General features: G+C 60.5%; 20 protein-coding genes. 8 read left to right on the plus strand and 12 right to left on the minus strand.

Annotated features, from left to right (window positions below; translation table 11 throughout):
- Positions 1–86 precede the first annotated feature (86 nt).
- Together HG264_RS13295 and HG264_RS13300 are read right to left on the minus strand one after the other, a co-directional pair.
- Positions 87–1844 carry a SulP family inorganic anion transporter gene (locus tag HG264_RS13295; protein ID WP_169408122.1) on the minus strand — a complete coding sequence of 586 codons (1758 nt, stop codon included), beginning with the start codon at positions 1842–1844 and terminating at the stop codon, positions 87–89.
- A gap of 93 nt (positions 1845–1937) precedes the next feature.
- Positions 1938–2843, minus strand: coding sequence for a LysR substrate-binding domain-containing protein (locus HG264_RS13300; protein WP_178102816.1), 906 nt, complete (start codon positions 2841–2843; stop codon positions 1938–1940).
- Positions 2844–3102: 259 nt separating this feature from the next.
- On the opposite strand from HG264_RS13300, the gene HG264_RS13305 reads away from it, so the two are divergent.
- The 4 genes from HG264_RS13305 to HG264_RS13320 all read left to right on the plus strand — a co-directional run bounded on the left by HG264_RS13305 (position 3103) and on the right by HG264_RS13320 (position 6153).
- Positions 3103–4080 carry a glutathione S-transferase family protein gene (locus HG264_RS13305; RefSeq protein ID WP_169408123.1) on the plus strand — a complete coding sequence of 326 codons (978 nt, stop codon included), beginning with the start codon at positions 3103–3105 and terminating at the stop codon, positions 4078–4080.
- 28 nt (positions 4081–4108) lie between these two features.
- Positions 4109–4807 carry a pirin family protein gene (locus HG264_RS13310; protein WP_169408124.1) on the plus strand — a complete coding sequence of 233 codons (699 nt, stop codon included), beginning with the start codon at positions 4109–4111 and terminating at the stop codon, positions 4805–4807.
- Positions 4808–4976: 169 nt separating this feature from the next.
- Positions 4977–5576, plus strand: a complete 600-nt coding sequence (gene wrbA, locus HG264_RS13315) for an NAD(P)H:quinone oxidoreductase (protein WP_169408125.1) — start codon at positions 4977–4979, stop codon at positions 5574–5576.
- 163 nt (positions 5577–5739) lie between these two features.
- Complete coding sequence (locus HG264_RS13320) at positions 5740–6153, plus strand: DoxX family protein (RefSeq protein ID WP_169408126.1); 414 nt, start codon at positions 5740–5742, stop codon at positions 6151–6153.
- Between the two features lie 129 nt (positions 6154–6282).
- Here HG264_RS13320 and HG264_RS13325 read toward each other — a convergent pair whose 3' ends face one another.
- Both HG264_RS13325 and HG264_RS13330 read right to left on the minus strand, forming a co-directional pair.
- Positions 6283–7779, minus strand: a complete 1497-nt coding sequence (locus HG264_RS13325; RefSeq protein WP_169408127.1) for a catalase — start codon at positions 7777–7779, stop codon at positions 6283–6285.
- Positions 7779–8018: a hypothetical protein gene (locus tag HG264_RS13330; protein ID WP_169408128.1), complete on the minus strand. Its 240-nt coding sequence runs from the start codon at positions 8016–8018 to the stop codon at positions 7779–7781. Before HG264_RS13330 ends, HG264_RS13325 begins: the two co-directional genes overlap by 1 nt.
- A gap of 98 nt (positions 8019–8116) precedes the next feature.
- On the opposite strand from HG264_RS13330, the gene HG264_RS13335 reads away from it, so the two are divergent.
- The 4 genes from HG264_RS13335 (at position 8117) to HG264_RS13350 (ending at position 15529) form a co-directional block, all read left to right on the plus strand.
- Positions 8117–8890: an SDR family NAD(P)-dependent oxidoreductase gene (locus HG264_RS13335; protein ID WP_169408129.1), complete on the plus strand. Its 774-nt coding sequence runs from the start codon at positions 8117–8119 to the stop codon at positions 8888–8890.
- A gap of 57 nt (positions 8891–8947) precedes the next feature.
- Entirely contained in the window at positions 8948–13417 is a 4470-nt protein-coding gene (locus tag HG264_RS13340) for a PAS domain-containing protein (protein WP_169408130.1), read from the plus strand.
- A gap of 74 nt (positions 13418–13491) precedes the next feature.
- Positions 13492–13884: a response regulator gene (locus HG264_RS13345; protein WP_169408131.1), complete on the plus strand. Its 393-nt coding sequence runs from the start codon at positions 13492–13494 to the stop codon at positions 13882–13884.
- Positions 13871–15529, plus strand: a complete 1659-nt coding sequence (locus HG264_RS13350) for a diguanylate cyclase (protein WP_169408132.1) — start codon at positions 13871–13873, stop codon at positions 15527–15529. Before HG264_RS13345 ends, HG264_RS13350 begins: the two co-directional genes overlap by 14 nt.
- Positions 15530–15562: 33 nt before the next feature.
- On the opposite strand, the gene HG264_RS13355 is transcribed toward HG264_RS13350, so the two are convergent.
- From HG264_RS13355 to HG264_RS13390, 8 genes are all read right to left on the minus strand, one after another.
- Entirely contained in the window at positions 15563–15931 is a 369-nt protein-coding gene (locus tag HG264_RS13355; protein ID WP_306085235.1) for a type II toxin-antitoxin system VapC family toxin, read from the minus strand.
- Between the two features lie 5 nt (positions 15932–15936).
- A complete protein-coding gene (locus tag HG264_RS13360) occupies positions 15937–16140 on the minus strand; it encodes a type II toxin-antitoxin system VapB family antitoxin (RefSeq protein ID WP_169408133.1) in 204 nt (67 codons plus the stop codon).
- Between the two features lie 128 nt (positions 16141–16268).
- Positions 16269–17927, minus strand: a complete 1659-nt coding sequence (locus tag HG264_RS13365; RefSeq protein WP_178102817.1) for a GMC family oxidoreductase — start codon at positions 17925–17927, stop codon at positions 16269–16271.
- Complete coding sequence (locus tag HG264_RS13370; protein ID WP_169408134.1) at positions 17917–18558, minus strand: gluconate 2-dehydrogenase subunit 3 family protein; 642 nt, start codon at positions 18556–18558, stop codon at positions 17917–17919. Before HG264_RS13370 ends, HG264_RS13365 begins: the two co-directional genes overlap by 11 nt.
- A complete protein-coding gene (locus HG264_RS13375) occupies positions 18555–19517 on the minus strand; it encodes a hypothetical protein (protein WP_169408135.1) in 963 nt (320 codons plus the stop codon). Before HG264_RS13375 ends, HG264_RS13370 begins: the two co-directional genes overlap by 4 nt.
- 19 nt (positions 19518–19536) lie before the next feature.
- Entirely contained in the window at positions 19537–20646 is a 1110-nt protein-coding gene (locus tag HG264_RS13380; RefSeq protein ID WP_169408136.1) for an enolase C-terminal domain-like protein, read from the minus strand.
- Positions 20643–22460, minus strand: a complete 1818-nt coding sequence (locus tag HG264_RS13385) for a thiamine pyrophosphate-requiring protein (RefSeq protein WP_169408137.1) — start codon at positions 22458–22460, stop codon at positions 20643–20645. Before HG264_RS13385 ends, HG264_RS13380 begins: the two co-directional genes overlap by 4 nt.
- A 565-nt stretch (positions 22461–23025) precedes the next feature.
- Positions 23026–24981 carry an acetoacetate--CoA ligase gene (locus HG264_RS13390; RefSeq protein ID WP_169408138.1) on the minus strand — a complete coding sequence of 652 codons (1956 nt, stop codon included), beginning with the start codon at positions 24979–24981 and terminating at the stop codon, positions 23026–23028.
- Between the last annotated feature and the right edge of the window lie 2 nt (positions 24982–24983).

The following is a 24983-nucleotide window of genomic DNA, read 5'->3' on the forward strand; positions in this document are numbered from 1 at the left end:
GCCGGTTCGACACGGATGAGCCGAACCGCAACGGATTATAACGACACTCGATGAAAAGTCCGCGGTAGCGCAGTGGCAGCATTTTATTAATCTTCGTTGCTGGTTTCCTTCGCGGCGCGGGACACGCGGTTCAATGCACCCAGCGTATTGAAGGCGATATCGGTACTCGGGAATATTTCACCCACCTGCTCGCTCACCCAGGCGGTCTTGGTCAGCTGATCCATCACCGGCCCCTTCACCTCGGCCAGATGCACTGTGATGTCCCGCTCGGCCAGTCCTTCTGTCAGCTCGCTGAGCATATCGAGGCCGGTGCCGTCGATGTGATTCACCGCCGACATGATCAGCAGCAGATGGCGGGTATCGGGATATTCCGCCAGCGCCTGCAATACACCCTGCTCGATGGCCTTGCTGTTGGCGAAGAAAATGCTTTCATCGACCCGCAGCGCCAGCAGGTGCGGCTCGATTTCCACCAGATGGCGACGGGTACTACGGAAATACTGGGTACCCGGCACGCGGCCGACAACCGCTACGTGGGGCCGACTGCCGCGCCAGAGCTGAGAGGCAATCGACAGGCTCACGCCCAGCACGATCCCGCCTTCGATCCCTATGAATATCACCCCCAGAGCGGTGCTCAGCAGCGTCAGGCCCTCCGCCCGGTCATAGCACCAGGCGCGCCTGAGCCCGGCGATATCAATCAGCGGCGTCACCGCGACCAGGATAATCACCGCCAGCACCACCAGCGGCAAACTGGCAAACAGCGGCGCGATGGTCAGCAGGATCAACGCGATCACGCTGGCTGCGATCACGCCCGCAAGCGGTGTGTTGGCACCGCCTTCGACGTTCACGATTGAGCGGGAAAACCCGCCACACACTGCGAAGCCACCGGACAGACCGGCGCTCAGATTGGCAGCGCCGAGACCCAGCAACTCCCGATCAGCATCAATACGCTGGCGTTTGCGCCGGGCCAGCGACTGTGCCAGAGACACGCTTTCAACAAAACTGACCAGGCTGATCAGCGCAGCGGGGAGAAACAATGAACGCAGGCTGGCAAAGTCCGGCGTAGTCCATTGCAGACTCGGCAGGCCGGCTGGCAGCTCGCCCACCACCGGCACACCACGCCCCGCCAGATCAAAACCGAGCGTGACGGCCATGCCCAGCACTACCACCCCTATCGGTGCGAGACGGGAGGCCAGCCGGGCGAACTCCGCTTTCAAGCCGAGCTGCTCCAGATGCCCGGCCAGTCGGCTCCGTGCGTAAATCAACCACAGCAGCCCGACCAGGCCCATGCCCAATACCAGCGAATTGATCGGCGTCCAGCTGTCGAGCACCGCCCTGGGGCTTGCGGGCATGCCATCCAGGCCGAACAGATGCGGCAGCTGGCTGAGGATGATCAAGATGGAGGCGCCGCTGATAAACCCGCTGATCACCGGATGACTGAGGAAGTTGGCAAGAAAGCCCATGCGTAGCAGGCCGAGCACAAACAGCATGACCCCGGACAACAGCGCCAGCCAGATCGCCATCTGCAGATACTGTTCGGTGCCCGCCGTAGCCACCGGTGCGAGCAGCGTAGCCGTCATCAGACCGGTGACGGCCACGGGCCCAACCGACAAATTCATGCTGCTGCCCAACAGCGCATAGGCAATCAGCGGCAGGATGCTGGCGTACAGACCAATTTCCACCGGCAAACCGGCGAGCATCGCATAGGCCATGCTCTGCGGAATGATCATGATGCTGACGATGATCCCGGCGGTAATATCGCCACTCAGCCAGGCCCGACGGTAATTGCGCAGCCACGCAAGATATCCATCGCCGCCCGGTGGCTGCAGCCTGGGGTTGGTCAGCATAAGCTGCTCATGTGCATAATCACTCCGTCGTTACTACGCTGGGGCTCTTCGGTACGGGATCTCCGCGCTGCCGGTTGCGCGTAGACTCCACGCTCAAAGGCCGCTGTCAGCGTCGAACCGCATCCGTTTAAGTCGGTCGACGAACCATTTGAGTCCTTTTCCTGGATTGCTACGGTGCCAGGCCACCGATATTTCGACCGGAGGCCGTGGCGCATCCAACGTCAGGAGTTTGAGCGTCCCCTCTGCTAATTCTTTTGCAATTCGGTGCCTGGGAAGATACCCGACCCCCAAGCCTTTGCACTGCACCTCGATTTTACGCTCGATGGTAGGCACGATAATTCGGCTGCGTCCATCCAACAGGCCGGACGAGCGGACTGGCAGATGCCTCGAACTGTCCGCCACTATGACCGTGGGATAATCCTGAATCGCCTTCTCCGGCAGGGGCATCGGCAATTCTGCCAACGGATGATCCGCTGCAACTGCAAATTCAAACAGTACCTTTCCCAATGGGTGAAGGCCAAATCCTTGGGCGGGTGGAGCGCCTTCCGCGCCGATCACCAAATCACAGCGATCATCGTTCAGTGCATCCCAGCTGCCGCCGAGCACCTCTTCGCTCAGGCGTATCTCTGTCCTGGGCTGGACGCGCTGGAATGCTTCGATCAGATCATAGACAGGATCGCAGCTCAGTACGCTGTCGACGCAGATGCGAAGTTCGACTTCCCAGCCATCAGCCGCTTGCCTCGCCAAGGCGGTCAGCTCTTCGGTTGCCTTCAGGATCTGTCGGCCTTGTTCCAATACCAAGCGCCCGGTTGGCGTCAGTTCCGCTTTGCGCCGACTGCGGTCAAACAGCGCGACACCAAGCTCCTCTTCGAGCTTGTTAATCGTGTAGGACACGGCCGAAGGGACGCGGTGCAACTCGTCCGCTGCAGCTGCAAAGCTCTGACGGCGATCCACCGCGTCCAATGTTCTCAAGGCATCCAGTGTTATGGGTGAAATCATTGTTCAGATTCTCTGATGCTATTAGTCAAAACGTTCCGCTATTTTCTGCAAGGCCCTCCCAATATAGTAGATCCATCGATCAACGAAACTGATTAATTCAAATGGATTTACCGTGGATAGCACGCTGGCTACCCCGCGCGATGACGTGAGTCGTGCCCTCGCTTCGCTATAGCCCACCCGTCCACACCAATCATCCGTCGCCGGGAAGACGTATCTACCCGGCCCCGAAAACCACATCGACAAACAGGAGCACCTGAAAATGGGCTTACTCGTTGAAGGCCAGTGGGTTGACCGCTGGTATGACACTGAATCGACCAATGGGCGCTTTGCCCGCAGCGAAGCGCAGTTCCGCAACTGGGTTACGCCGGACGGCAGCCCTGGTCCCGCTGGGGACGGAGGCTTTCAGGCCGAAGCCGGACGCTACCATCTATATGTTTCCCTGGCGTGCCCCTGGGCACACCGGACGCTGATCTTCCGCAAGTTGAAAGGACTGGAGTCCATGATCTCGGTCTCGGTGGTCAACCCTTTGATGGGCGAGCACGGCTGGACCTTTGATCCTGATGAGGGCGTGATCGCTGATCCTGTTCAGCAAGCGCGTTTCATGCATCAGGTCTACACAGCCGCGGAACCCGAGTACAGCGGGCGCGTAACGGTACCGGTGCTCTGGGATAAGCAGCAGAACCGGCCGGTCAGTAACGAGTCTGCCGAGATCATCCGCATGTTCAATTTCGCTTTTGACGACGTTGGAGCTATAGCTGGTGACTACTATCCAGAAGCACTCCGCACCGAGATCGATAGCCTGAATGCGTGGGTTTACGACCGGGTTAACAATGGCGTCTACAAAGCGGGCTTCGCGACCACTCAGGATGCCTATGAACAAGCAGTGTTTCCCTTGTTTGAGGCGCTGGATGAGCTCGACCAGCGTCTGTCGCAGCAGCGTTACCTTGCAGGGGCGCAGATTACGGAAGCGGACTGGCGCCTGTTTACCACACTGGTCCGCTTTGATGCGGTCTACCACGGGCACTTCAAGTGCAATCTGAGGCGCATAGATGACTATCCACATCTCGCCGGCTACGTCCGCGAGCTCTTTCAATGGCCGGGCGTGGCGGAGACCGTCAATCTCAAGCACATCAAGGAACACTACTACCGTAGCCACGGCACCATCAATCCGACCGGCGTCGTGCCAGCGGGCCCCGTGCTGAATCTGGATGAGCCGCACGAGCGTGACCGCTTCTAACGACCCAACACTTGTCAGGAGGTCTGCGATGATCGAACTACGTCCCTACCGCGAACTGGGCGGCGCCAAGCATGGCTGGCTGGACACACGCCACCATTTCTCGTTCGCCGAATATTACGATCCCAGGCGCATGCACTGGGGCCATCTGCGAGTCTGGAATGATGACACTATCGCTCCGCACTCGGGGTTTCCCGGCCACCCGCACCGCGACATGGAAATCATCACCTATGTCCGTAAAGGCGCCATCACGCACCAGGACAATTTGGGCAATCGTGGCCGCACAGCGGCCGGTGATGTGCAGGTGATGAGCGCCGGGACCGGCATCGCTCACAGCGAAATGAATGAGGAGGATGAAGTCACCCAGATCTTCCAGATCTGGATCATGCCCGATGAGCGGGGCCTGCCTCCATCCTGGGGCACCAAACCGTTTCCCAAAGGCGAGCGCAGGGGCGCCTTCGTCACGCTCGCCAGCGGCTTGCCGGGCGATGAGGAGGCCCTACCGATCCGTACGAATGCGCGCCTCGTCGCTGCGACGCTGGAAGCCGGCCAGAGCGCCGAGTATCGCATCGCAGCCGGGCGCAGGGTCTATCTGGTGCCCGCCACCGGTCAGATCACCGTCAACGGCGTAGTTGCTTCAGCAGGCGATGGCGTTGCGATCAGCAATGAGCAAGTACTTGAGGTACATGCTGAGGAAGAAAGTGAAATCGTGCTGGTAGACGTTGCGTAAAGCGATGTTCGGCGAATAGCCAAGGCGTTGCTGCTCATGCCTGATCCGATCCGCACGCTTTGGCTGAACTCAACAGAGAGACACACAAGTGGGCTTGTTCAGCAATTTAATCGCCCGTATGACGGGCAAAGCAACCACCAATCAATCTATACCCAACGAGGAAGCAAAAATGGCAAAGGTTCTAGTTCTCTATTACTCCATGTACGGCCATATCGAAACCATGGCGAACAAAGTGGCTGAGGGCGCTCGTAGCGTCGATGGCGTAGAGGTCACAGTAAAACGTGTGCCCGAAACGATGGATGCAGAAGCCTTCAAGTCGGCGGGCGGAAAGGTCGACCAGGACGCGCCGGTGGCGACACCAGCAGAGCTGGCTGAATACGATGCCATCATCGTCGGCACACCGACTCGCTTCGGCAGCATGTCCGGGCAAATGCGTACCTTTTTCGACCAGACCGGCGGTCTTTGGGCCAAGGGAAGCCTGGCGGGTAAGGTGGCTAGCGTGTTTACCTCCACCGGAACAACTGGCGGCCAGGAAATGACCATCACCTCTACCTGGACCACACTGGCGCACCACGGGATGGTTCTCGTGCCGATTGGCTACACCAATCCCGCACTATTCGATATCTCCCAGGTGAGTGGCGGCACGCCTTACGGTGCATCGACCATTGCGGGAGCTGATGGCTCTCGGCAACCGGACGATCGTGAGCTGGATATTGCGCGCCACCAGGGAGAACACGTCGCCCGGATAACCGCCAAGCTCACAGCCTGAGCAAATTGACCAAGCTGGTCTGTACCGCACTCCATTGCGGGGTCAATGTACAGGCCAACTGGAGCACAGGGCAGTACTTTGAGCTTCACGCAATCCGCGCCACCTGTTCACCCTGGCGGTAGGTGACGACAGCGCGCCCTAAACGCTAATGAGGAAATGCAGCATGCGATATACCCTTTTTGAAAAGCAGAAAAACGAAATCATCCTGCTGGCGCGCATCCTGCTCATGATTCTGTTCGTCATGTCGGGGTGGAGCAAGTTGACGGGATTTTCCGGCACCGCGGGCTATCTGGAGTCGCTGGGAGTGCCTGTTCCCATGCTGGCCACAGCAATTGCCGTGATCATCGAGTTTCTTGTCGCCATCTTGATCCTGGTGGGGTTCTATACCCGTCCGCTCGCGTTCCTCTTCGCGCTATTCGTTCTGGGTACCGCTGTGATTGGGCACGACTTCTGGACCATGGCCGATGCAGAACGAGCTACCAACGTGACGCAGTTCTTCAAGAATCTGAGCATTATCGGGGGCTTGCTGCTGCTGGGGTTGACCGGTCCAGGCAAGTACTCAGTTGATGGAAGATGACGATAGGGCACAAGCACTTTAGCCGTTTGCTTCCCTGCTCCTGGTGTTGAATCGCTGATTACACATTTCGTGCTGCGGAGCTGGCAACATGCAAGCTCCGCAGCACGAGTCATCTCACACGCGATCTGCTCAGGCTTCACCCATGCCTTCGGCGGGCTGGCTTGCGGCACCGGAGCGGACCTTCTCCTCGATACGACGACCCACCTCAGGGTCAATGCTCTTCCAGTAATCAAAGGCGCGTTCCAGTACCGGGCTGCGCACGCCGCCCAGCAAACTGCCGGCCACCTGCCCGACTAGCCGATCGCGCTGCGCGTCGTTGAATACCTCGCGTACCAGGGTACCTGGCTGGGAAAAGTCATCATCCTCCGGATGCAGGGTGTAGGCGCTGCGTACCATGTCGCCGTCCGCCTCCCAGCCATCCTCCATCTTGCCCGTGGTGTCGGCCCAGTTGCGATCGCCGCTGTTGGGTGCGTAAACCGCTGCGTTACCGCTGTGTTCATAGGTCATCTGACCATCAAACATGTAGGTGTTGACCGGCACCTTCGGCCGGTTCACTGGCAACTGATGGAAGTTGGTGCCGATGCGGTTGCGCTGCGCGTCGTTGTAGGCGAAGGCGCGGCCCAGCAGCATCTTGTCCGGGGACAGGCCGATGCCCGGCACCGTATTGCCCGGAGAGAACGCCGCCTGCTCGATTTCAGCGAAGAAATTCACCGGGTTGCGGTTTAGCGTCATCTGACCAACCCTGATCAGCGGGTAATCCTTGTGCGACCAGATCTTGGTCAGGTCGAAGGGATTGAAGCGATAGTTGCGCGCCTCGGCATAGGGCATGATCTGTACTGACAATATCCAGCTCGGATGCTCGCCCCGCTGGATCGACTCGAACAGGTCGCGGCGATGATAATCTGCGTCCGCGCCTGCCATGTCAGCGGCCTCTGCATTGTTGAAGAATTCCATGCCCTGTTCGGTATGGAAGTGGTACTTCACCCAGAAACGTTCGCCGGCAGCGTTGATCCACATGTAGGTATGCGAACCATAGCCGTTCATGTGCCGCCAGGTGCGTGGCAGGCCGCGATCACCCATCAGATAGGTAACCTGGTGCGCCGATTCAGGATTGTTGGTCCAGAAATCCCACTGCATATGGTTGTCGCGCAGACCGGAGTCAGGCAGGCGCTTCTGGCTGCGAATAAAGTGCGGAAACTTCATCGGGTCACGCACGAAGAAGATCGGAGTATTGTTACCGACCAGGTCATAGTTGCCTTCGTCGGTATAGAACTTCAACGAGAAGCCACGCACGTCGCGCCAGGTGTCCGGGCTGCCCATCTCGCCAGCAACGGTGGAGAACCGCGCCAGCATCTCGGTCTGACACCCTTTCTGGAACAGCGCGGCCTTGGTGTAGGCGGAAACATCTTCGGTGGTCTCGAATACACCGAAGGCACCAGCACCCTTGGCGTGGGGCTGACGCTCGGGCACCTTCTCGCGGTTGAAGTGCGCCATCTGCTCAAGAAAATGCACATCATGCAGCATGATCGGGCCGTCGGCACCGACGCTCAGGGAGTTGCGATCGCTGGGCGCGGGCGCGCCGGTACTCATGGTCGAATGAGTAGGCTTTTTGCTTGAGTCAGTCATCAGATTGATCCTTTCATTGCAGAGAGAAAAAAGTGCGCGTTTAACCACTGATTATTTTGCGAGCTGTGTGGATAACGCGCAGGCTTACCCGAAATCATGGGCATGGGGATACACTCGGTTTCGTCCGGCACCTTGGCAAAGCACTGTTGATGCCAGTCTTCTTTCGCTTGTTCGATGCGCTCGGCGGCACTACCGAGATACTCAGGATAGACCACCCGGACATCGCCGACGCCTCTCATCAAGCATCCGCGTTGCCCTCTCATTGCTGGAGTGCCTGCCGAGATTGGTTGATACTGACAGACATTGCCCGCCGCCACGTTACAGGAATAACAACCAGATGAACGCAGACCGCTTCGACCTCACCGGCAAAACCGCCCTGATCACTGGCGCCTCGAGCGGGCTGGGGGAACATTTCGCGCGGGTGCTGGCTGCTGCCGGTGCGCGGGTCATCGTCGCTGCGCGCCGGGTCGAGCGTTTACAGGCGCTGGTAGCGGATCTGCAGGCGCAGGGTCAGGAGGCATTGGCCGTTGCGATGGATGTAACCGATTCAGACAGCGTCGATGCCGGGTTCAACCAGGCCGAGCAGACCTGGGGCGTCGCCGATATCCTGGTTAACAACGCGGGTATCAGCAATCCTGTGCCGTTTCTGGATCTGACCGAAGGCAACTGGCGCAGCATGCTTGATACCAACCTCGACGGCGCGTGGCGCGTTGCTCACCGGGCCACGGTGGCAATGGCTGAGGCAGGCAAGGGCGGCAGCGTGATCAATATCGCCTCGATTCTGGGGCTGCGGGTTGGCCCGGCGCTAAGCCATTACGCCGTGGCCAAGGCCGGAGTAGTGCAGCTGACCAAAGCCATGGCGCTTGAGCTGGCGCGCAACAGCATCCGCGTGAACGCACTGGCGCCGGGGTACTTCCGGACCGAGATGAATACCGATTACTTCGATACCGAGCACGGCCAGGACTATATCCGCCGCAAGGTGCCGATGCGTCGCCTGGGTGATATGGAAGATCTCAGCGGGCCGCTGCTCTTGCTTGCCAGTGACGCCGGCGCATTCATGACCGGCACCATCATCAATGTCGATGGCGGGCATGTGACCAATAGCCTCTGATTCAAGGCTCCGGTTGACTCACTCTTTCCGCGCCGCGTATTACGGAAAACCATCACAATGCTGCCGAAGCTGTTATCCCCGAACGAACGCCTGCTGCGCATAACCGGCGCAGTCTTGCTGGGTCTATTGTTCGCTTTCTTCGCCTGGTCCAGCCAGGTAAAGCGCGACCGTTCCTGGGAAACCCAGCTCGCAACCTATTCACAGATGCAGCGCTTGGCGGTGCAACAGTCCCAGCAGTCTATCCGCCGGAAGGCATTGATGGCAGCCAACAGCGTTTCCGCAGATCCCGATACCCGGCGGCTGATCAGGCGCATCAAGGTGCTCGCCGAGCGCGACGGCCTGAACAGTCCTGCAGTCATCACCCTGCGCGCCCAGCTTGAGAGCGATCTTCGACGTGTCTGGATTGTTTTGAAGGAATCCGGTGCCGACCAGTTGAACGTTCACCTGAGCCCCCGCGTGCTCAATCTGCTGCGTATGCATCAGCCCGATGCATGGAGCGATTCCATGGCAACTATCCGCCCCATGGCAGACCAGGTGCAACGCACCGGCATACCGCTTAGCGGTATCGGGGCGGGACGTTACGGCGCAGGGATTCGCGCGATCGTACCGGTGTTTGCCTCCGATTATTCTGACGAGGCGGTTATCGGAAGTATCGAAGTCGGCTTCGGGCTTGGCTCGGGTCTGCATCAGCTTGATGACGAACTGAAATCCGGCCTGGCGGTGTTGATCAATTCATCAGCGATCAAGAACGTAGTCGATGCTCAACCCAGCGCGGGCGCGTTCACGCTTGCCGGCACCGAGTGGCTGGTCAGTAGTTACTCGCGACCCCGTATCCTGCCGTGGTTGCTGGCAGGCGAGCTGCCAGCCGATGCGCTGCAAGGCCAGGCGCAGCGCGTTCAGGTCGATGACCGCCATTACTTGCTTACGCCGATTCTGCTACAGCAATTCAGCAATACCGAAAATGACGCTCCGCCGTACGCCGTCATGCTGACTTCACGCGATATCACGCCGCTCTGGAATAACCATATCAATGGCAAACGTCTTTCGCCGTTGTATTGGGGCTTCGGCTATCTGGCTGCGTTGGCGCTGATGGGGGCCCTGATGCTGGGCACGCGGTACGTCGTGCAACGCCAGGAGCAAACCTGGCGGCAAAGCTTGCTGGAAGAAGCGGATCTGCGCGAAGCCAACCGCAAGCTTTCGGACATTATTGTTGCTACGCAATCGGCCTATATCAACGAGACCAATCTCAACCAGAGCTTCGACCGCTTGCTCGAACGGATACTCGAGGTAACCGACAGCCAGTTTGGCTTCGTCGGGCAGGTACTTCGTGATGAACACAGCGAGCCGTATCTGAAAGTCCATGCACTCTCTGACATCAGCTGGGATGAGGCCAGCGCAGCCGCCGTTCGCATGCGCGGCCCGCAGGGGATGATCTTTCGCCGGCTGGATACGCTGTTCGGCCAGGTGCTGGTAACCGGGGAAGCCTATCTGTCCAACGATGCAGCGTCCGACCCGAACAACAACCGGCTACCACCGGGGCATCCGCCGCTTGAGACCTTTGCCGGTCTGCCAATTTATTTCGGGGAAGAAATGATAGGTATGCTTGCCCTGGCCAACCGCAGCAGTGGCTACGACGAGCAGCTCACTGCATTTCTCGCGCCGCTGCTCAGCAGCCTGGGCCAGTTGATACACGCGCTGGTCAAAAACCGGCAAGAGCGCGCCACAGCGCAACGTCTGGAACACCAACGGCAAGCGCTGCGGGCAATGAACGAGATCGCTGGTGTACCCGAGCCGGATATAACCCGGCAACTCACGCAGGTTCTGGCGCTGGGCTGTCGCTATCTGGGCATGGACATGGGCATCGTCAGCCATATTCAGGGCGATGATTACCAGGTCGTCGCTGTGCACAGCAGTGACGGTCGCGTGACCGAAGGGGAGCACTTCCCGCTGGCTACCACCTATTGTTGGCTGACGCTGCAGCAGCAGGATGTGCTCGCTATCAACGACATGGAAAACTCGCCACATCGCGGTCATCCCTGCTATCAAACCTTTGGTCTGCGCAGCTATATCTCGGTCAGCCTGCAGGTTGGTGATGAACGCTACGGCACCCTGAACTTTTCCTCAGCCGTGCCGCGGCCGCAGCCCTTTGACGAAACCGACCTGGAATTCGTACGCCTGCTCGGCCCCTGGGTCAGCGAGGCCCTGCGGCGAGATCGGATGCAATGTGAGCGCGAACAGCTACTGTCACGCTTCGACAAGCTGACCACCCACCTGCCTGGCATTATCTATCAATATCAACAGGATAGTTCAGGGCATGGCTGGTTTCCCTTTTCCAGTCCAGGGCTCGAGGAATTGTGCGGCACCAGCACCGAGCAGGCGCAGCAAAATGCCGAGACGGTGCTTTCCAGAATCCATGAGGACGATCGTCAGAGCGTTACCGAGAGCATTCAGCTCTCTCACCAGATGCTTACCGAGTGGCAAGGAGAGTTCCGCATAGAACACCCCCGTTTCGGCGAGCGCTGGATAGCCGCCATTGCCAGCCCCGAATCCCTGCCCGACGGTACCCATATCTGGCACGGCTTTGCTGCCGATATTACCCAGCGCAAACAGATGGAAATGGCTCTGGAGCTGGAGCGCGCGCGACTGGCCAGCATCATTCGAGGCGCCAACCTGGGCACCTGGGAATGGAACCTGCAAACCGGGGAGACGCACTATAACGACCGCTGGTACGAGATCAACGGGCACCGAAGGGAGACTCTGCAGCCCACTACAGTCGATACCTGGCGTGGGCTGATCCATCCCCACGACAGAGCTGAAGCCGATCGACTGATGCAGGCGCATCTCGATGGAGAGCTTGATCACATTGATTTCAGATATCGCATACATCATCAGAACGGCCAGTGGGTCTGGGTCCGTGACCGCGGTCAGCTCATCAGTCGGGACGCCAACGGCGAGCCGCTCTGGGCCAGCGGTACATGCACGGACATCACTGATGACATGCGGCGCGACACCGAGATCCACCAGGCTCGCGCTTTCCTGCGGGCGGTCATCGACGCTTCGACCGAAGTAGCGGTCATCACCACTGATCTGGAAGGCAGCATCACGCTGTTCAATACCGGGGCGTCAAAGCTGTTGGGGTATGAAGCTGACGAGATGATTGGCCAGCACACACCCATAAGCTACCACCTGGACAGCGAACTGGAGCGGCGGGCGCAGATCCTCAGCGCCGAGCTCGGCCATGCCGTGGATCACCGCGAAGCGCTATTGGCCAACGCCCGCCGCGGCAAACCGGAGACCCTGCCCTGGACCTATATCAACAAGAACGGCAACCAGCGACTGGTCAACCTGACCGTAACCGGGATCCGCGATCAGAATAACGAGCTGACCGGCTTCCTTGGTGTTGCCACTGATATCACTGACCTCATCCAGGCCACACGCGAACTACAACGCAGCGAAGCGCGTTTCCGCGATATGGTGAGTAACCTGCCCGGAGCGGTTTACCGCTGCGCGGCCGATGAGCACTGGACAATCACTTATCTGAGTGACGAGATTGAAGTGATTACCGGCTATCCGACAGACGACTTTGTTAACAGCCAGGTGCGCAGCTATCTCAGCATCATCCACCCGGACGACACGCCGCGTAATCAGGCCGGGGCTGCGAATCTGGCGCTGGACGAAAGCTTCGAGCTGACCTATCGCATCATCCACGCGGACGGACGCGAAGTCTGGGTGCGCGACAAGGGCCGAGGAGAATATGACAACGAAGGCCGACTTTTATGGATCAGCGGCTTCATCTGGGATGTGACCGAGCGCTACCGCATTGAACAGATGAAATCGGAATTTGTGTCTACTGTCAGTCACGAGCTACGCACGCCCCTGACGGCCATCAGCGGCGCGCTGGGTCTGATTGAAGGCGGTGCACTCGGCGAGATTCCCGAACCGATGCGCAAAATGCTGACCATCGCTTCAAACAACGGCCGCACCCTGACGCATCTGGTGAACGACCTGCTGGACCTGGACAAGCTGGCGGTCAATCGCATGCACTTCGACATGCAACATCTACCGCTGCAGCCGTTGCTGGAGGAAGCGCTGGACGCAAACCGTAGCTACGCTGACCAGTTCGATGTCACGCTGCGCTGCGGGCAGGTGGATCCGGTACAGGTGCACGCTGATCCGCGCCGGCTGGCTCAGGTATTGGCCAACTATCTGTCCAATGCGGCCAAGTTTTCCCATCCGGGCGGTAGCGTTACACTTGATGGCCGTTACGCTGAGGGACGTGTTCGCATCAGCGTTACCGATGCCGGCGAAGGCATACCGCAGGAAGCGCACTCACGTCTGTTCGAACGTTTCGCCCAGGTCGACAGTTCCACCACCCGGCGCCGCGGCGGCACCGGGTTGGGCCTCGCAGTAACCAAAGATCTGGTGGAACACATGGGTGGGCAGGTCGGGTTCGAATCCGAACCTGGCAAAGGCTCGGTGTTCTGGTGCGAATTGACTGCAGAACCAACCGACGGAAGTGAAACCTGATGAACACCAATCAGCTGCAACGCAGCACGGACGCGGGCCGAGGCCTCGCTGGAGCCAACGCTGGAGCCACTGACATGAAACAGCTTGAACGTATCCTGCATATCGAAGACGACGTATCAATTCAGGAAATTGCTCGGGTCGCGCTGGAAGTGCTCGGTGGCTTTACCGTGCAGACCTGCGCTTCCGGTTCCGCTGGGCTGGCCGTCGTGGAGCAATTCCGGCCGGATCTGATCCTGCTGGACGTTATGATGCCTGAGATGGACGGGCCGGAAACGCTGCGCCAACTTGAACAGATGCAGGTGCTCGAGAGCTGTCCGCTGGTGTTCATGACCGCCAAGATGCAGCCCGACGAGATTGACGAATACAAGCGCCTGGGCGCCGCCGACGTTATTGTCAAACCGTTCGACCCCATGGCGTTGTCGAACCAGTTACGACAGATCTGGGAGGCTTGGCATGGACAAGACTGAACAACTTCGTCAGCAACTGGCAATCCTGGCCGAGGGGTTTCGTCAGCGTCTGGATACCGAGCTTCCCGCTCTGGAGCAGTCGATACGCGCGCTATCCACCTCTGAAGATATTGCTCCCGACGCGCTTCAGCCCATCCGCGAACAACTGCACAAACTGGCCGGCGCCGCGGGCACCTTCGGATACCCGGCGCTGGGAGCATACGCGCGCGAACTGGAACTGAAGGTGCGCGAGCTGACCGAACAACAGCAATGTGACAGTCAATCCTTACACGCACTGCTCAGCGGTATTGATGAGCTTGCCCGGTTGCGGCGCAGCGAAACGCAGGAAGCACCCGTCGCACCACCGGCACCCGCCGATGCACGCATCGACCGTGCGCGCTGCATTCATGTTCTCGAGCACGACGTCCCGTTCGCCAAGCGCCTGTGCCATACCCTGGAAAGCTTCGGCTATCAGGTGGTGCTACACGCGCAGGCCAGTGAGCTCAGGCAGGCTCTGGCCAGGAATCTCCCCGACGCGCTGATTCTGGATATGAGTGCCGAGACTGAAAGCAGCGAACTGCTGGAACAGCTTCAGCAGGTTCAGACAAAGCGCGCCAGCCCCTTGCCGTTGCTCCTGATCAGCGACAACGACGACTTCGAATTTCAGCTGAGCGCCGTGCGCGCCGGCGCCCAGGGGTTGTTTGGTCGACCGGTCGATCTGGCGAAGCTGGAAGACCGGCTCGAGCGCTGTTTTAACAGCCTCCAGAGCGAGCCGTTCCGCATCATGCTGGTGGATGACGATGAAACCCTGGCGCAGCGTTATCAGGCGGTGCTGAACAACGCGGCCATGCGTGTGGAAATTGTCAGCGACCCGCGCAGGTTGCTCGAGCAGATGGACGCCTTCATGCCGGACGTCATTCTCATGGATATCAATATGCCGGATTATTCCGGGCCCGAGCTGGCGCAGATGATCCGCCTGGACGACAACTGGCTACGCGTACCGGTGGTGTATCTGTCGGCGGAAACTGACGTTACCCGGCAGAAGAATGCGCTGCTCAAAGCCGGGGATGATTTCATCACCAAGCCGATTTCCGACAATGCGCTGGTCAATGCCGTGTACTCCCGCGCCCAGCGCGCCCGGCTGCTGAGTCAGGCACTGGCCCGCGACAGCCTGACCGGCCTGCTCAAGCACGCCGATATCAAGGAACAGGTAGAAATCGAACTGGAGCGCGCCTGCCGTACGCACCGCCCGGTAAGCATCGCCATGATCGATATCGATCACTTCAAATCGGTCAATGATCAGCATGGGCACGCGGTGGGCGACAATGTGATTCGCGCTCTGGCCAACCTGCTGCGCCAGCGCCTGCGCAAGATCGATCGGCTGGGGCGTTACGGTGGTGAGGAATTCGTCGCGGTCCTGCCTGACTGCCACGCAGCGGATGCCAAGCGCATCCTCGATGAAATTCGCGTGGCCTTCAACGAACTGCTGTTCAGCGGCAGCAATGGCCTGTTCCGTTGCAGTTTTAGCGCTGGTATCAGTGCCTGCCAGGCACCCTTGTGGGAAGCAAGCGAGCAACTGGAAAGCGCCGATGCCAAGCTGTATATGGCCAAATCCCACGGTCGCAATTGCATCATCGCGGCGGCAGATCGCGGCGATGCTATTTGAGCCGGGTTAGCTTGGGTTGGAGGTTTCAGTTGCTCAATCAACAGGCCGATGCATAACGCCCAATCGTTCTGCCATGGTGCACAGCCGTTTATCCAGCGTCCAGATCTTCGCCCCAGGCGTGACCATGGTGGATGCAAGCAACATTATATCGACCAGACCACAACCCATCCCGTACAGACGTTCACGCTGGATGAAATCTATTGTTTCCTGAACGCTAGCCTGTTGAGCTTGCTTCAGCCCGCCAAGCCAGGAAAGAGTCTGGTTGCGACTGGGTGGGGTCCCGCAGGCAATTTCACCAACGATCAGCCGATGCGTTAGTACCTGATCAAACTCAAGAAGACGAACCAGAGCATCATTGCCGTGACGAAAGTGATCGACCCAAACGGATGTATCGACCATCACCTCACTCAATCTGAAGCCTCCACGCTGCGCCGCGGAATATTCTGCATGTCTGGCATGGTTGCGCCAAGAGCTGCGAGTCGCTTGGCCGATTGAACTCGAATGAAGGTCTTCACGGCCTCCCTGAACAACTCAGTCTTGTCCATCGACGGATCAGCAACTTCGAGCGCCTCTTCATACAGTGCGTCATCTATCGTAACGGTGGTTCTCATAGGGTTACTCCTCGCCACATCACGGGTGATGCAATATCGCATCAATTTCGATGAAAGGGCAAATAGAACCGCCTGGGTGAAAAGCTGACAGCTAGCAGCTGACTGGGCCGACGGTCTTTATAGAAACCTTAAAGCTCACCGCGCCGCGCCATTTCGCGGATGCGATCAGCGGTGCGACAGGCGATGGCCTGGATGGTCAGTGAGGGATTGACGCCGCCGGACGTGGGGAATACCGAGCCGTCACAGACCCAGAGATTGCGTATATCCCAGCTGCGGCAGTCGGCGTCGACCACACTGGTGCGTGGATCGCTGCCCATTCTGGCAGTGCCCATCAGATGTGCGGTGCCTTCCGTCTCGGACCATATCTCGCGTGCATCGATACCCGCCAGAGCGTCACGCAGAAAGCGCATGGAGTGATCGATCAATCGTAAATCGTTGTCGCAGAAAGAGTAACTGACGCGGGCGATGGGCAAGCCGTAGGCATCACACTCATCTGCCAGGCTAACAGTGTTACGTTCCTGCGGAAGCGTCTCGCCGACGATCTTCAGACCCACCTGATGATTGTATTTTTCCATCTCATCAACCAGCGCCTGGCCCCACAGACCGCGATTGCCGACCTGGGTTTCTGCCCACGCAGCCGGCAGCGGTCCCTGACTCATGAAGGCATAGCCGCCGAAGAAATCCTTGTTGTCGTCGCAGTAGTTCCAGTGTTCGCTGATGGCCAGTGAAGGCGGGCCCTTGTACCAGCGGATTTCGTCGTCGACCAGCCCCCAGGCCGCCTGGTTGCTGTGCACCATCAGATTCTTGCCGACCAGTCCCGAGCTATTCGCCAGCCCCTCCGGATAACGCGGGTTGGCCGAATTGAGCAGGAGTCTGGGCGTTTCGATGGCGTAACCGGCTACCACCACGTGTCGGGCACGCTGGAAGTGCCAGCTGCCTTCGCGGTGATAATGCACGCCGCTGGCCAGGCCGTCCGGCCCGGTCTCGATGCGGCCGACCATGGCCAGGTCGCGTACCTCGGCACCGGCTTTCAGCGCCCGCGGCAGCCAGGTATTCAGCACACTCTGCTTGGCGTTCGTTGAGCAACCTGTCACACAAAATCCCCGGTAGACACAAGGCGGCGCCTGTTCGCGCGGGGCCGACAGCGTTGCCAGTGGAGTGGACGTCCAGTCGATGCCTTGCGCTTCACAGGCCCGCGCCAAAGCCAGCGCCGAGCCATTCAGCTCGTGTTGGCGATAGGGGTAGCGCGGGCGTTTGGGGCCCCATGGATAGCGGACCGGGCCGGCAATACCCAGCATCTGTTCCACCTCACGGTAGTAGTGCCACATCTCCCGCCAGTCAATCGGCCAATCAGAACCGTAGCCCAGCAGACTGCGCGACCTGAACCATTCGGGGCGGAACCGCAGCGATACCATGGCGTAATGCACGGTGCTGCCGCCAACCGCCCTGCCGCTGTTATTGGTGCCAAGCACCAGCGGGTTATCACCGTCACACAGCCGTTCCTCGGTCCAGAACAGCTTTTGCTGATGCTCTTCATCGGAGGCAAATTCCGACAGCGGTCGCCACCAGGCACCGGCGTCGAAGGCGACCACCGAGAAGCCGGCCTCGGCCAGTTTCGCGGCCAGCGTGCCACCACCCGCGCCCGTACCGACAATGGCAAAATCCACCGGCTCGTCGAGCGGATACTCACGCATCGGCACCCAACCCGTCGGGCTGAACACGTCCGGCGCGCGCCCGCCTCGGCCACGCGGCGTTTCCAGCGCCTCGAGATACAACTCAGCGGACATGGCGATTCAGCTCCCGCGCCCTGGATTCAGTCCCCGGCCTGGCTTCAGCGGATTCCCAGGCGTCACGGTGATTGGCGCCCAGACGGACATAACCGCGGGGCGCCGCAGGGCCGCCGAAGCCGAGTTCATTCCAGGCGACGGGATGGCGGTAATAGGCTGCAGTAATGTCGTGCGCCAGACGCAGACTGAAAAACAAGCGAGACGGCATGCCCTGCCAGGCGGGGTGAACCAGCTCACCAGCCTGCGCGTCAGCCAGTAACTGCTCCTGCTGCGTACGGCTCAGCGTTGCGAAGCCTTGCGCATGGCGATCCAGCGCTTCGGCATCCAGCGCGGCCAGCCCGATACACCAGGCCTGGCGGAACGGGGGCAGGCGCGCATCCCGATAACCGTCACCCTGATCGGCCAGCAGACGTGCGTCGATCAGCGCCGCCACGGGTACCTCGGGCCGATCATGCGGTTGCGGTACCACGCACGCACAGAGCGCACGCAAGATGGACCATTGCGCGGCGTCGAGAAACCGCGGCTCACGCGGCACAGCCAGACGCGCGTCCACGACCTGTCGGGTTGCATCGTTCCAGGATGGCCCGCCTCGCTTGGACTGCACGTCATATCCGGGATATCGCCGGCTCATGGCGCCAGCTCCCGGTCGTCTTCCAGCAGGGTATGCGCGGCCAGCCCGGCGAACGCCAGACCGGTAAAGCTCGGCGGAGCCGGCAAGGGCGGGCCGGCTTGCAGATTCTGTCGCCAATTGCGCCAACCGCCATGGTTGCGGGCAATACCGACGGCGTGAAAAACCGCACCAGCAAGCCCCATCACCGCCGTGAAGCGCAGGGCCAGGCGCGACAGCCAACGCAACCGGCTGTATGCCGGGCCGGCCGCTACCGTGGCGACCAGCAGGCCGGCGGCCAATGGCGGTGCGCTGACCGGAAGGTACATGGCCGGGTTCTGAAACGCGCCGCGAAAATGCAGCAGAGCGGCCTCCAGCGCGGTGCCGAGCAAACCGGTCGCGGCCATCAACCCGACCGAATGCCCCACCGGTAGCCCGAATATACGCGGAATAAAATCCTGCGTCTCACCGCGCAGGCGCTCGGAAAAGTAGCCCAGCACACCCGACAACACCAGCGCAGAGGGCGCGCCGACCGGTGCCGCGTAGAACAGATTGCTCCAGCTCAACCTACCTGGACGCTTGCCGATGTTGTACAGATGGAATGCGGTCCCGGCCAGACCGGTCCCTATCGTGCCGAGGTACACAGCGTTGCGCAGCGGGTTATTGCCCGCGCGCGGATCCTGCTGACCCTGCCCGCTTATCATCAGCGAAAGCACCGAGGTCACTAGCGGGGTGTACATTGCACGATTCTGAAAATCGCCCCGGTAGTGCTCCATTGCGCTGTCTGCCGCCACCGAAAAAGCCAGCAGGCCCGCGCCCCGGTTCAACGTGCGCGCGGCGTCGAGCATGACGTGCTCTCGCCCGTGGGTATGCAGCAGACGACCCCGGCCGGGCCGCTCATATTTCTGCCAGAGCAGTGAAGCCAGGCCCAGAAGCGTGGTGACGCCAGCCGCCAGCGCCCTGAGCTGCGTTCTGGAGAACATCTCGCCTCCTTAGATTCAGTCAGATTGCGTAGCGCCGGGCATCAGCGTGTCGGAACGCCAATCCATGCCCGGGCTGATCTGGATCAGGCCTGATCACGCCATCCCTGACCTGCGGTGCGCCTGCGAACAGCATGCTCTCAAGCCGCACATGATCCTGGAACCATTCGACATGGCGCAGACGCGGCGCGGCGCAGGCCACATGCCGATGCAAGGCCGGCGCACAGTGCGCTGAAAGATCAATATGAAACGCCTCGCACAGCGCCGCCGCCTGTAGAAAGCCGCTGATACCCCCACAGCGCGTTACATCGGCCTGCAGCACATCGACCGCACCGCTTTCCAGCAGACGGCGAACATCGTCAGGGGTATAAGCGTATTCGCCAGCAGCAATATCCATCGGCTGGCCGGCGGCACCGATCGCATCGCGTACGGCGCGCAGACCGCGTATATCGTCGGAGCTGACGGGTTCCTCGAACCAGCTCACCTGTGAATCGGCGATCCGGCGGGCGAAGGCAATAGCGGTGCGGCTGCTATGCGCTCCGTTAGCGTCGATAAACAGACCGGCATCGCCTATCGCCTGTCGCGCCTCGTCCACGCGCTGAAAATCAGCAGCCGGGTCGGCACCCACCTTCATTTTGACCCAGCGGCAACCGTCGTCCCGCGTCCAGGCGGCGAGCTGCTCACACAGCGGCGTGCCGGCCTGGGTAGTGAAGCCACCGCTACCGTAGACGGGGGCCGATTCGCGCCTGGCGCCCAGCAGCCGCACCAGCGGCAGACCGAGCAGCCTGGCCTTGAGATCCCACAGCGCGGTATCGATCGCCGAAATGGCGCAGGCACAGAGCCCGGAGCGCCCGAGATTGCGAACGCTGATCCAGAGTCGATCAACTATCGCACCGATATCCAGCGGGCTGGCACCTTCGAGCACCGGTCGCAGCTGCCTATCGATCAAAGACAGCAACGCAGCATCCGCGTAGGTATAACCCAGCCCGGTTTCGCCTGCGGCGTCCAGCTCGACCAGTATCAGCGTGGTGGCGTTCCATTGCAGCGTGCCGTCCGCCTCGGGCGCCTCGGTCGGGATCTGATAGGCGCAGGCGCGCACGCTGCTGATCAGCGGAGCGGCGGACAAACTCATTGCCCGCTCTGGTCCTTGCCGCTCTCATCGCTTTGATCCTGTGGCAGCACGCCGCCGAGCACCTGTTTGACTGTCTGGGTGATAATCCCGCGCTGGTCCGGATCGCCCTGCAACAGGGTCGCTGCGTATTGTTTGGCCTGCTCCAGCTTGATGTGCGGCGGCAGCGGCGGAACATCGGGGTCAGTCTTGAACTCGATCAATACCGGCCGGTCGGACGCTAGCGCCTCCTCCCAGGCCGCGGCGACCCGGTCTTCACTGTCGACATAGATGCCCTTCAGTCCGATCGATTCGGCGAATTGATGGTAAGGCACGCTGGGAATACGCTGGGCCGCTTCGTATTTGGGATCGCCCTCCATGACCCGCTGCTCCCAGGTCACTTGGTTAAGATCCTCGTTGTTGAATACGGCGCAGATCCACTGCTTGTTGGTCCATTCCTGCCAGTACTTGGCGACCGTTATCAGCTCGGCCATGTTGTTCATCTGCATGGCACCGTCGCCGACCAGAGCAATCACCGGCCGGTCGGGATGAGTGAACTTGGCGGCGATGGCGTAGGGCACACCAGCACCCATGGAGGCCAGCCCGCCGGACAGCGAGCACATCATGTCGCGGCGGATCTTGATGTCGCGGGCAAACCAGTTGGCGGCGGACCCTGAATCGCAGGTGATGATTGCGCGGTCCGGCAGGCGCGGCGAGAGCTCGAACGCCACCCGCTGCGGATTGATCGGGTTGGCCGATACCATGGCGCGGGCTTCAAGGGTCTGCTCCCAGTCGGCGCGCCAGGCTTCCACGTCCTTGCGCCAGCTGCGATCGGTCTTGTCCTGTAACAGGGGCAACAGCGCACGCAGGGTTTCTGCCGCATCGCCCTCCAGATTTACCTCCATGGGATAACGCAGGCTGAGCATGTCGGCTTTCAAATCTATCTGCACGCCGCGTGCCTGGCCTTCTTCAGGGAGGAATTCCGAGTAGGGAAAGCCGGAGCCGATCATCAGCAGGGTGTCGCATTCGGTCATCAGCTTGTAGCTGGGTTCGGTACCCAGCAGGCCGATCGAGCCCGTCACCCAGGGCAGATCGTCGGGCAGCGCCGCCTTGCCCAACAGCGCCTTGGCGACACCCGCGCCGAGTTTCTCGGCGATCTGAATCACCTCGTCGGTAGCCTGCAAAGCGCCAGCGCCCACCAGAATGGCGACTTTTTTGCCTTCGTTCAGCACGTCGGCGGCCAAGCGCAGGTCTGTCTCATAGGGCACAACCTTAGGCCTGCTGTAACCGATACCGGAATGGATGGTGCCGTGGGAACGCTCAGGTTCGCTGTATTCCATCTCCTGTAAATCGTTCGGCAGAATGATCGCCGCCACCTTGCGCTCGCCGTATGCAGTACGAATCGCACGGTCCACCAGATGCCGTACCTGCGCCGGCGCGCTGGCCTGCTGCACAAAGGCGCCAGCAACATCCTTGAACATGGAGACGAGATCCAGCTCCTGCTGGTAATGACCGCCCAGACAGGTGCGCGCCTGCTGCCCGGTAATAGCCAGCACGGGCATATGATCCATGCGTGCATCGTATAGCCCGGTCAGTAAGTGCGAAGCGCCCGGGCCGGAGGTGGCGATACAAACGCCAAGACCGCCTGAGAACTTGGCGTCAGCTGAAGCCATGAAGGCGGCCATTTCCTCATGCCGGGCCTGAATGAACTTGATCTTGCCGTTGGCCCGACTGAGCGCGCCGAACACGCCATTGATACCGTCACCGGGGTAACCATAGATGCGGCGTATGCCCCACTGGTAAAGCCGTTCGACAAAATATTCGCTGACTGTGGCCATGGGAACCTCGCTTGTTCTGAATGTGACTGCATGCAGACAAAGAGAGGCTGATCGCAGGCCGCGTCAGATAACGGCCGGGTAAAGCGAAGCAGGTGACCGGCTCAGCCTCAAATGCCTGTCATGAGGTTGTGACCGGAGAGTGATGCGAGGGTTTCCCTGTTTCGGTTAAAGCCGACGACCGCGCGATAATCCTGGGGGTGTAGCGCGCCTGCGCTCCGCCAGGCTCTGCAGCTCCATCAAACGCTGTCGGCGCGTCCGAACGCGGCCCGAGACGCACGCCAACCCCAGGGTGGCCAAGCCAGACGGCAGAACGCGCCGACCGGAGACCAACCCTGGGGGTGTAGCGCGCCTGCGCTACGCCAGGATCTGCGGCTCCATCAAACTTCGTCGGCGAGCAGGCGCTCGCCAACCCCAGGAAAAACCAGCCCCTCGGTCGCTCACTTAGATAAACGAATGCGCCGATCGGAGGCACGCCCTGGGGGTGTAGCGCGCCTGCGCTACGCCAGTGTTTGCCTCACCTCGGGCTCGCCACCGAGCGAAATCTGGCAACCTCGTGAACAGACCTTTAACTAGCCAGCTCCGGTCGATCACGAAAGTATTCCAGCGCTTCCGGATTCGCCAGCGCATCGGTGTTCTTCACCGGTCGCCCATGAATTGTCTCGCGAACCGCCACTTCAACGATCTTGCCGCTGACCGTGCGCGGGATATCGACAACCGCAAAGATGCGCGCCGGCACATGCCGCGGGGTGGCATTGGCGCGGATGACCTGGCGGATGCGTTGTTCCAGCGCCGCGTCCAGCGCTACGCCGTCGCGCAACCGCACCGCCAGCACGATGCGTTCATCGCCTTGCCAGTGCTGGCCGACGGCGATGGATTCGAGCACTTCCTCAACCTTTTCGACCTGCCTATAGATCTCGGCGGTACCAATGCGCACTCCGCCGGGGTTGAGTACCGCGTCGGACCGGCCGTGAATGATCAACCCGCCGTGCGGCGTTTCCTCTGCGTAATCGCCATGCGCCCAGACACCGGGAAACCGCGCGAAATACGCCTTGTGAAAGCGGCTACCGTCGTCATCCCGCCAGAAGCCGACAGGCATCGACGGAAAAGGCTGCGTGCATACCAGCTCGCCTTTCTTGCCGTAAACGCGTTCGCCCTGCTCATTCCATACCTCGACCGCCATGCCCAAGCCCGCACACTGCAACTCACCGGGCCACACCGGTAGTATCGGATTGCCCAGCGCGAAGCACGAAACGATATCCGTGCCGCCAGAAATGGACGACAGACACAGGTCCGCCTCGATATCGCGATACACATATTCAAAGCCTTCCGGCGCCAGCGGCGAGCCGGTCGACAGCAGGGCTCTCAAGCGGCTCAGCTGATGGGTTTTGCGCGGTGTGCAGCCGGCCTTTTCCAGCGCGGCGATATAGCGGGCGCTGGTGCCGAATACGCTGATGCCTTCAGCATCGATCAGGTCCATCAGCCGTTGCGCTTGCGGCTCGAAGGGGGAGCCGTCGTACAGCACCAGCGTGGCGCCGACCGCCAGCCCCGAGACCAGCCAGTTCCACATCATCCAGCCACAGGTGGTGAAATAAAACAGCCTGTCCTCGGCCCCCAGGTCAGTGTGCAGGCCATGCTCCTTCAGGTGCTGCAGCAGCGTGCCGCCGGTGCCATGCACGATGCACTTGGGCACGCCGGTGGTGCCGCTGGAGTAAAGGATATACAGCGGGTGATTGAAGGGTACTGGCACGAATTTCGGCTCGCCGCCGGCCTGGTAAAAGTCCTGCCACAGGCTGGTGGGTACAACGGATTCGAAATCCGCTGAACTTGCCTCGGCGTGCGTATAGGGCACCAGCACCAGCTGCTCCAGCGAAGGCAGTTGCGCGAGGATGTCCTTGAGCTTGTCGGTGAGATCGATCTGCTTGCCGGCGTACTGATAGCCAGCGCAGGCGATCAGCAGCTTGGGCTCGATCTGACCGAAACGATCAACCACGCCCTGGGTACCGAAATCCGGCGAGCAGGATGACCACACGGCGCCCAGGCTGGTCGCGGCGAGCATGCCCACCACCGTCTGCCAGATGTTGGGCATGCAGGCGGCAACCCGGTCGCCAGCTTCCACACCGGCTTCACGCAGCGCTCGCTGCAGCCCGGCGACGTGCGCGCTTAATTCGGCGTAACTGAGCTGCTCGCGATTGCCGCTCTCAGCGACGGCAACCAATGCAGGATGAACGTCTCGACGGCGCAGCAGATGCTCGGCAAAATTCAGCGTCGCGCCGGGAAACCACTGCGCGCCCGGCATGGCTTCGCCTTTAAGCAGTACGTCAATAGGCGGCGTCGCAAAACGCACCTCGAAGAAATCCACAATGGCCTGCCAGAAGGCGCCGCGCTGCTCGATGCTCCAAGCGTGCAACGCCGGGTAATCAGCCAGCTCAACCTGATGGCGCTGTTCAACATAGCGCCGAAAGTGGTCCATCCGGCTGGCAGCAATGCGGTCGGGTGAGGGCGTCCAGAACGGTGCGGGCATAG

This window comes from Pseudomonas sp. gcc21 (assembly GCF_012844345.1).
Classification (GTDB): Bacteria; Pseudomonadota; Gammaproteobacteria; order Pseudomonadales; family Pseudomonadaceae; genus Halopseudomonas.